The sequence below is a fragment of the Thermodesulfobacteriota bacterium genome, from assembly GCA_040756475.1.
Classification (GTDB): Bacteria; Desulfobacterota; Deferrisomatia; order Deferrisomatales; family JACRMM01; genus JBFLZB01.
The window spans coordinates 22,581-31,064 of record JBFLZB010000006.1 but is presented as its reverse complement, the minus strand read 5'-3'; the positions used below and the strand labels follow the sequence as shown (position 1 = coordinate 31,064).

Here is an 8,484-nt window from a genome sequence, read left to right as displayed (position 1 = left end):
GCCGGAGGGCGCCCCGAAACCGGGCGCCCTCCGGCACGCGCGGCTACTTGAACGGGGGCGAGTACATCAGCCCGCCGTTCGTCCACAGGGCGTTGAGCCCCCGCTCCAGCTTGAGGGAGGTCTTCACTCCGACGTTGCGCTCGAAGACCTCGCCGTAGTTGCCCACCTGCTTGACCACGTGGTAGGCCCACTTCTCGTCCAGTCCGAGGGCCTTTCCGTTGCCCTCGCTCACTCCGAGGAAGCGCTGCACCCTGGGGTCGGCGCTCTGGAGCATCGCGTCCACGTTGCCCGACGTGATGCCGAGCTCCTCGGCCTCGATCAGGGCCAGCACAGCGAAGTTCACGACCTCCCGCCAGGCGTCGTCGCCCTGGCGCACCGCGGGGGCCAAGGGCTCCTTGGAGATGATCTCGGGCAGGAGGGCGTAATCGTCCGGATTGGGCGCGGAGGCCCGCTGCCCGGCCAACTGGGAAGCGTCCGACGTGTACACGTCGCACCGTCCGGCGAAGAAGGCCTTGCCCACCTCGGCGGTGCTCTCGATCACCACGGGCTTCCACTCCATCTTGTGGAGGCGGAAGTAGTCCGCCGCGTTGGACTCGGTGGTGGTGCCGGGGAGCACGCACACGGCGGCGCCGCCGAGCTCTCGGGCGCTCTTGATGCCCATCTTCTTGGGCACCATGAAGCCCTGGCCGTCGTAGTAGTTCACCTGTACGAAGTCCAGGCCGAGCTGGGTCTCGCGGGTCAGGGTGCGGGTGGCGTTGCGGCAGAGCACGTCCACCTCCCCGGACTGGAGGGCTGTGAACCGCTGCTGCGCGGTGAGCGGCGTGTACTTGACCTTGCTCGCGTCGCCGAAGAGCGCGGCGGCGATGGCCCGGGCCGTGTCCACGTCCAGCCCCTTCCACTCGCCCTTTTCGTCGGGCATGCCGAAGCCGAAGAGGCTGCCGTTGACGCCCACCTGGATGAAGCCCTTCTTGCGCACGGCGTCCAGGGTCTCGCCGGCCTGGACCACGCCCCCCGCCATTGCGGCCAGCACCACCAGCGACAGGATTCGAAGCTTTCGCATCTGCCTTCCTCCTTTCGGCCCGCGGGCCGCCCCGACAGTGGAGCGCCCCGCCCCTCGCCGCCGCAAGCGCCGGGGCGTCCGCGGCGCGGGGACGGGCGCCTGAAGAGCGGGAATCCATGTTTCCCGTGCACCCGGCCGAGCCTCCTCTGCCGGCCCAAGCGTGGACAAACCTACAGAAGCGACACCTGTTCTGCAAGGGGAAACGGCGTTTCCTTGAGATCAAAACCACGAGCCGCGTCTCCCGGAACTTTCCCGTGCCGCCGCGAACGCGTACACTGCCGCCCGCGCCGGCCCCGGTCCCCGGCTGCCCGGAGAACGACCGTGCTCTACCTCAAGCTCGTGCTTACCGCGGTGTTCTGGGGCGGCACCTTCGTCGCCGGGCGGGTGGTCTCCCAGGAGCTCGCGCCATTTTCCGCCGCGCTCCTGCGCTTCCTCGTGGCGGGCGTGGTCCTGGTTCCGTTCCTGTGGGCGAGCGGACGAGGCCTGCCCCGCCTGACCCGGCGGCAGGCCTTGTCCGTGTGCCTCCTGGGGCTCACCGGGGTCTTCGCATACAACGCCTTCTTCTTCGCCGGCCTCAAGACCGTGCCGGCGAGCCGGGCCTCGCTCATCATCGCCAACAACCCGGCCTTCATCGCCCTCTTCTCCTCCCTGCTCCTTGGCGAGCGGCTGCGAACCGTCCAAGTGGCCGGCATCGCCCTCTCGGTGGCCGGTGCGGTCGCGGTCATCTCCCGGGGCGACCCCGTGGCCCTCCTGGCCGGTGGGCTGCACGGCGGCGAGCTCTACATCCTGGGCTGCGTGGCGAGCTGGGTGGCCTACTCCCTGGTGGGCAAGGTCGCCCTGGTCGACCTGCCGCCGCTGGCGGCGGTCACGTACGCCTGCCTGATCGGTGCCGGCTTCCTGGCGGTTCCTGCCGCACTGGAGGGGGTGCACCGCGCGGCCCTGCACCTTTCCCCAGGGGCCTGGGCGGGCCTGCTGTACCTGGGCGGGCTGGGGACCGCGGCGGGATTCATCTGGTATTACCAGGGGATTCAGGCCGTGGGCCCGTCCCGGGCCGGGGTGTTCATCAACTTCGTCCCGGTGAGCGGCGTGCTTCTGGCCTGCTTGATTCTCGGCGAGACCCTGGACGCCTCTCTCTGGGTCGGCGGCACCCTGGTAGCGGGCGGCGTGATCCTCGCCAACCGGCGCTGAGGGCCGTGTTTCAGAGGTGTGTTGCGGCCCTTGGCCTGCGGCCGCCGTCGGGGCGGGGGGAGAGGACCTGGCGCAGGGCCGCCCCCGTGTGGGAGGCCTCGCACGCGGCCACGAGCTCCGGGGTGCCCTGGGCGACGATGCGGCCGCCCCCCCCGCCCCCCTCGGGGCCCAGGTCCACCACGTGGTCGGCGGTCTTGACCACGTCGAGGTTGTGCTCGATGACGACCACGGTGTTGCCCTGGTCCACCAGGCGGTGGAGCACCTCCAGGAGCTTTCGCACGTCCTCGAAGTGCAGGCCCGTGGTGGGCTCGTCGAGGATGTAGAGGGTGCGGCCGGTGGCGCGGCGGGCGAGTTCCTTGGAGAGCTTGACCCGCTGGGCCTCACCGCCGGACAGCGTGGTGGAGGACTGGCCCAGGCGGATGTACCCGAGCCCCACGTCCTCCAGGGTGTCGAGCTTGGTGCGGATGGCGCCCACGTTGCGGAAGAACTCCCGGGCCCGGGTCACGGTCATCTCCAGCACGTCGGCGATGGCCTCCCCCTTGTAGCGCACCTCCAGGGTCTCCCGGTTGTACCGGCGGCCGGCGCACTCCTCGCAGGTGACGTACACGTCGGGGAGGAAGTGCATCTCGATCTTGAGCACCCCGTCGCCCTGGCAGGCCTCGCACCGGCCGCCCTTCACGTTGAAGGAGAAGCGGCCCTTGCCGAAGCCCCGCACCTGGGCCTCGGGCAGCCGAGCGAAGAGGTCCCGGATGGGCCCGAAGAGCCCGGTGTAGGTGGCCGGGTTCGAGCGGGGCGTGCGCCCGATGGGGGACTGGTCCACGTCCACCACCTTGTCCACGTACTCCAGGCCCTCCAGGGCGCCGAAGGGCAGGGGCCGGGCGTGGGCGCCGTGGAGGGCGTGGGCGAGCGCCGGGAAGAGGGTCTCCACCACCAGAGTGGACTTCCCCGAGCCCGAGACCCCGGTGATGGCGGTGAAGAGCCCGAGGGGGAGCTCCAGATCCACCTCCCGGAGGTTGTTCCCGGTGGCGCCCCGCACCCGCAGTATCTTGCCGTTGGGGCTCCGGCGCGCGGCCGGGACGGGCACCGAGCGCCGGCCCGAGAGGTAGGCGCCCGTGAGGCTCGCCGGGTGGGCCTCGACCTCCGCCGGGGTGCCCTGGGCCACCACCTGCCCGCCGTGCTCGCCCGCCCCGGGGCCCATGTCGATCACGTGGTCGGCGGTCCGAATCGTCTCCTCGTCGTGCTCGACGACGATCACGGTGTTTCCCAGATCCCGCAGCCCCTCCAGGGTGCCCAGCAGCCGGCGGTTGTCCCGGGGGTGCAGCCCGATGGTGGGCTCGTCGAGGATGTAGAGGACGCCGGTGAGGCGCGACCCCACCTGGGTGGCGAGCCGGATGCGCTGGCTCTCCCCGCCGGAGAGGGTGGCGGCGGCGCGGTCCAGGGTGAGGTACCCCAGGCCCACATCCAGCAGGAAGCGCAGGCGCTCCCGGATCTCCTTGAGCACCCGCTCGGCGATGGACGCCTCCCGGGGTCCGAGGGCGAGGTCCCGGAGGAAGCCGTAGGCGCACTCCACCGGGAGCGCCGTGAGCTCGTGGACGGCCCGGCCCCCCACGGTCACGGCCCGGCTCTCGGGCCGCAGCCGCGCGCCCCCGCAGGCGGGGCAGGGCTTGGCCTCCAGGTAGGGGGAGAGCTCCTCCAGGCGGTCCTCGCTCCCGGTCTCCCGGATCAGGCGCTCCAGCCGGGGCACGACCCCCTCGAAGGGCTTGCGGAAGCGCCAGCTCGACTTCTCCGACTCGTAGGCGAAGTCCACCGCCTCCCCGGTGCCGAAGAGGACGGCCCGGCGCACCGGCTCGGGCAGCTCCCGCCAGGGCGCCTGGAGGTCGAGTCCCAGGTGCTCCTGGAGGGCGCGAAGCGTCTGCTGGAAGAAGACCCCGTTCTTCCCCGCCCAGGGGGCCACCGCGCCCTGGGCCAGGGACTTGCCCTCGTCGGGCACGACCCGGGCGGGGTCGACCGCGAGCCGGGTGCCCAGGCCGTCGCACGTGGGGCAGGCGCCGTGGGGGGAGTTGAAGCTAAAGGCCCGGGGGCTCATCTCGGGAAACGAGACCCCGCACTCCGGGCAGGCGAAGCGCTCGGAGAAGAGGAAGCGCTCGGGCTCCTCCGAGTCCCGGGGGCGCGTCTCCACGGCCGCCAGCCCCTCGGCCCGGGCCAGCGCGATCTCCAGGGCCTCGGCCAGGCGGGAGCGGATCTCGGGCTTGACCGCCAGGCGGTCCACCACCACTTCCAGGGTGTGGTTGCGGTTCTTGTCGAGGGCGATCTCCTCTTCGAGCTCCCGCATCTCCCCGTCCACCCGCAGGCGCAGGAACCCGGACTTGCGGAGCTCCTCCAGGAGCGCCCGGTGCTCCCCCTTGCGGCCCCGCACCACCGGGGCGAGCACCTCGATCCGGGTCCCCTCGGGCAGCGCCAGCGCCCGGTCCACCATCTGGGTCACGGTCTGGCTCGCGATGGGCTTGCCGCACGAGGTGCAGTGGGGCACGCCGACCCGGGCGTAGAGGAGCCGCAGGTAGTCGTACACCTCGGTGACGGTGCCCACGGTGGAGCGGGGGTTCTTGCTCGTGGTCTTCTGCTCGATGGAGATGGCCGGGGAGAGCCCCTCGATGGAATCCACGTCGGGCTTGTCCATCTGCTCGAGGAACTGGCGGGCGTAGGCCGACAGGCTCTCCACGTACCGGCGCTGGCCCTCGGCGTAGAGGGTGTCGAAGGCCAGGCTCGATTTGCCCGACCCCGAGAGCCCCGTGATGACCACGAACTTCCCCCGGGGGATCTCCAGGGTCAGGTCCTTCAGGTTGTGCTGCCGCGCGCCGCGGATGCGGATGGAGTCGTAGGACATTGCGGGTTGCTCGTTGCGGGATGCGGGTTTGCGCGTGGCGCGTGGGAGGTGCGTTGGGGTTCCGACGGCTCGAATTGACAGTCAAGGAGCGGGCGCGGCGGAAGACTTCGAGCCGACAAGATCTCTCGGACCCGCGCGACGCGCAACCCGGGCGTGCATGGCTACAATGCCCCCACACGCGAGGCAGGCGCAAGACCTCCGCAGAACCCGAGCGAGCTGTTCGGCCCCCACACGGAGCACACGAGAAGTTCCCCCCATGCCGGAGGATGGTATTCTGCCCGGGTCCCGGTAGTGGGGAGGGAAGCGGTGACGAACGTTGCACACGTGTTCCGGGTCCTTGCAGACGCGGTGCTTCTGGCGCACTTCGGCGTCGTCGTGTTCCTGGCGGGCGGTCTCGCGGCCATCGTGGTGGGAAACCGGCTCTCCTGGAGGTGGGTGAACCGCCGGTGGTTCCGCCTCTCCCACCTCGCAGCCGTTGGGGTGGTCGTCGCCGCAAACTGCTTCGGAGCCGCCTGCCCGCTGACCACCCTGGAGTCTTGGCTTCGCAGGCAGGCGAGCTCAACGCCCTACGCCGAGGGCTTCGTCCAGCACTGGGTCGAGCGCCTGCTCTACTACCAAGGGGAGCCCTGGGTCTTTGCCGCCGCGTACGCGGTGTTCGGGTTCCTGGTTGGGTGTCGGCGAAGGGCTCCTGGCGTCGCCTCCTTGGGGACCGCGAGGGCGAAACTCGAACAGAAAGGAGCGTCCCGTTCCGTCCGTCTCCTTGGGGACCGCGAGGGCGAAACTCGAACAGAAAGGAGCGTCCCGTTCCGTCCGTCCCAGGTGCCCTTCCGGGCGTTCCAAGGAAGGTCTGGCGTTTGGGCCAGAAACCAGGTAGAAACGCCCGCGAGGGGGCGCTCGTGCGATCGACTTCTCACCCGGATTCGAGCTCCACTGGCTCAGGGGACACCGCCTGCGTCCTCCCCGTGGCCGTCGCTCACGGCTCCTTCCCCGCTCCAGCCCCTCCTGCCCCCGGTACAAACCCCATAGAAGAGAAACCTGCCGGCGGCCAGCGGCACCGCCGAAGCGGCTTCGTTCAACAGGTTGTATCCGTTAGGAGCACGTAGATCATATGATCACTCAAGCAACGTTCGCAGCGGGCCGCAACATCGCCATGAAGGTTCCGCCCCATCTATATGAGGCAACTGTGCGCTTCTATAGGGATGTACTCGGTCTCAAAGAGATCACAAAGCACTCGCCTTCTGTCGGCTTCGAGTTCGGCGCTAACAATTTATGGATAGATCGGGTGGCGGGAATAAGCCAAGCCGAAATCTGGCTTGAGTTGGTTACCAACGACATCGCTGCGGCTTCACAGCACCTCAACTCGGCGGGTATAGTGCGCCGCGATGAGATCGAGCCATTGCCGGAGGGATTTCAAGCGTTTTGGGTGTCGAGTCCGGCATCAATCATTCACCTCGTCTGTAAAGACACAGAATCGTGGGCATAGAGGCTTCTAATCGGGTAGGCGGGAGTTGTTAACTCCCGCCCCCCACACCACCGGGCATGCGGGTCCGGACAAGGCGGTTCCGCATTGCGGGGCAGACGACGACAACTGAAGTCCCTTTCACGCGTAGCCATGGGCTTTCATCCACAGGTCACGGATCGAAAGGAGCCCTTGGTCGGCGAGCCACTTGTTGGTCATCCCGGTCTGCGTCGCCAGCGTCCTCGCCAAGTGCCAGGGGCCCTTGCGGCTCAGTGCCGTGAAGGTCACGTGCTTTTCGGCTGGGTTTGAACATCCTCGGGAGGCCGGGGTTTCACGCTGGCAGCGTCGCGCGCAAGGCGTCCGCCACCGCCTTCGCATCCTTTGCCGCGAGGGTTCCCATCCGTTTCAGAATCAAGCGGTTATCGAGGGTGAAGAGCTTCATGCGCACGAGACATGGCACGCGGAGACCGGCCGCGACAAGATCGCCGATGCCGGTGTCGCCGGGCCAGGGGCTGTGCCCTTTGGACGTAACCATGGCGAAGACTGTGTGGCCGGCGTCGTTAAAGGCTCGAGCGCTCAACACGAGCGCCGGCCGGCGCTTGGCCCCCGGTTTCTCCGAGAAAGGAAAGGGTACGACGACCATGTCCCATGGGTCACAGGTCACGAAACGCCTCTTCGTCTTCCGGCGTGGCCCACTCGTCAAGAGTCTCGGACAGGGCACGGTGAAAGGCCCTGTCGAAGGGCTGCACCCGTCGCAGGATCACGAGTCCATCCCGAACTTCGTACCCGACGACGTCGCCCGGATCGAGGTCCAACTCGTCGCGAACTTCCTTGGGGATCGTTACCTGGCCCTTGGCCGAGAGGCGACTCGTCAGCATGCCTGGCTCCTTCGTCTTTACGGTCAAGGGTAAAGAGAGGCTGCCGGCGAGTCAACGAAGTCTCGCCAGGAGCAGGCGGTGAGCAGGACGTCGTGTCCCTGGCAGACGCCCTGGTGGCGCAGAGCCTGGGCGAAGCTAGCGGTGCCACACACGTTTCAAATCGAATGTCCCTCTGCCCGCGCACCCTCTGCACCGACGTTCCCCAACTCGTCCCCCCGGCACTGCCTCCCCCTCAGGGCTCTCGCCGCCGGACCCCCTTGAGCCTTGACGCGTGCTTCTTGTCGAAGGAGTAGAGCTCGTCGATGCCCTGCTTCTCCATGACCGCGGCGATGTAGCCGTCGACGAAGTCGATGTTCAGGGTCTCGTAGTGGTCCAGGGCCCGGGCGACGAGGCTCCCGTTGACCACCTCCAAGCCGGGAGTCGCCAGAATGCCCCGCACAAGGGGAGCGACCTGGACGCGCCCGAGTCCGTAACTCGACTCCAGAACCCAGACTGTCTCGGCCAACACCATCTCCGCCGTGACCCGCCTGACCTCTCCGGCCGCTGCCTGGTTCAGGAGCTGCTCGACCCGGTCCGCCTTGGTCGGGTCGTCGTTCGTCAGGTAGCGCAGGAAGAGATTCGTGTCGACGAACACCCGGGTCACGACATCTCCTCCGACACCCGCTTGCCCACGGCGGCCTTGGCGTTGGCCCGCCCTGCCTCGAAGTCGCCAGGCCACCCGCCGTCACGGCCCCGCGCAGGTCCTTCAGGGTCTTCACGGGCCGGACCACCACCTGGCCGCCCTCCACCACGAAGTCGACCCGGTCGTTGGGCTGGACCCGAAGAAAATCGCGGATGACCTTTGGAATCGTTACCTGTCCTTTAGTGGTTACGGTCGTCAACAGCCGGCGGTGGGGGGCCCAGGGAACACGGAGGGTTCGCTTCGCTCGGCCCACCCGACACCTGACCAACCGCCCCGGCGGCTTCCGGCCCCGTTGACGCCGCCGCGCCATCCCTGCTACACGGGAGCGAACCC

8 protein-coding genes and 1 pseudogene are annotated in these 8,484 nt (G+C 68.7%); 3 read left to right on the top strand and 6 right to left on the bottom strand.

Going from position 1 to position 8,484, the window contains the following annotated elements:
- Positions 1–43 precede the first annotated feature (43 nt).
- Complete coding sequence (locus tag AB1578_01805; GenBank protein ID MEW6486633.1) at positions 44–1,060, bottom strand: amino acid ABC transporter substrate-binding protein; 1,017 nt, start codon at positions 1,058–1,060, stop codon at positions 44–46.
- Positions 1,061–1,381: 321 nt separating this feature from the next.
- Here AB1578_01805 and AB1578_01800 point away from each other — a divergent pair, with 321 nt between their 5' ends.
- Positions 1,382–2,248, top strand: coding sequence for a DMT family transporter (locus AB1578_01800; protein MEW6486632.1), 867 nt, complete (start codon positions 1,382–1,384; stop codon positions 2,246–2,248).
- Between the two features lie 10 nt (positions 2,249–2,258).
- Here AB1578_01800 and uvrA read toward each other — a convergent pair whose 3' ends face one another.
- The gene (uvrA, locus tag AB1578_01795) at positions 2,259–5,132 is read right to left on the bottom strand and encodes an excinuclease ABC subunit UvrA (protein ID MEW6486631.1); all 2,874 of its coding nucleotides are present in this window, start codon (positions 5,130–5,132) and stop codon (positions 2,259–2,261) included.
- Between the two features lie 153 nt (positions 5,133–5,285).
- On the opposite strand from uvrA, the gene AB1578_01790 reads away from it, so the two are divergent.
- Entirely contained in the window at positions 5,286–6,158 is an 873-nt protein-coding gene (locus AB1578_01790; GenBank protein MEW6486630.1) for a DUF2784 domain-containing protein, read from the top strand.
- Positions 6,159–6,240: 82 nt separating this feature from the next.
- The gene (locus AB1578_01785) at positions 6,241–6,615 is read left to right on the top strand and encodes a hypothetical protein (GenBank protein ID MEW6486629.1); all 375 of its coding nucleotides are present in this window, start codon (positions 6,241–6,243) and stop codon (positions 6,613–6,615) included.
- A gap of 307 nt (positions 6,616–6,922) precedes the next feature.
- Here the strand turns inward: AB1578_01785 and AB1578_01780 are convergent, their stop codons facing one another.
- From AB1578_01780 to AB1578_01765, 4 genes and pseudogenes are all read right to left on the bottom strand, one after another.
- Positions 6,923–7,255 (bottom strand): type II toxin-antitoxin system PemK/MazF family toxin, encoded by a 333-nt coding sequence (locus AB1578_01780; protein ID MEW6486628.1) that lies wholly within the window; start codon positions 7,253–7,255, stop codon positions 6,923–6,925.
- Complete coding sequence (locus AB1578_01775) at positions 7,245–7,469, bottom strand: AbrB/MazE/SpoVT family DNA-binding domain-containing protein (GenBank protein MEW6486627.1); 225 nt, start codon at positions 7,467–7,469, stop codon at positions 7,245–7,247. Before AB1578_01775 ends, AB1578_01780 begins: the two co-directional genes overlap by 11 nt.
- Before the next feature lie 232 nt (positions 7,470–7,701).
- Positions 7,702–8,112, bottom strand: a complete 411-nt coding sequence (locus AB1578_01770; GenBank protein ID MEW6486626.1) for a type II toxin-antitoxin system VapC family toxin — start codon at positions 8,110–8,112, stop codon at positions 7,702–7,704.
- Positions 8,113–8,227: 115 nt separating this feature from the next.
- Positions 8,228–8,461: pseudogene (locus AB1578_01765) on the bottom strand (AbrB/MazE/SpoVT family DNA-binding domain-containing protein).
- Positions 8,462–8,484: the final 23 nt, after the last annotated feature.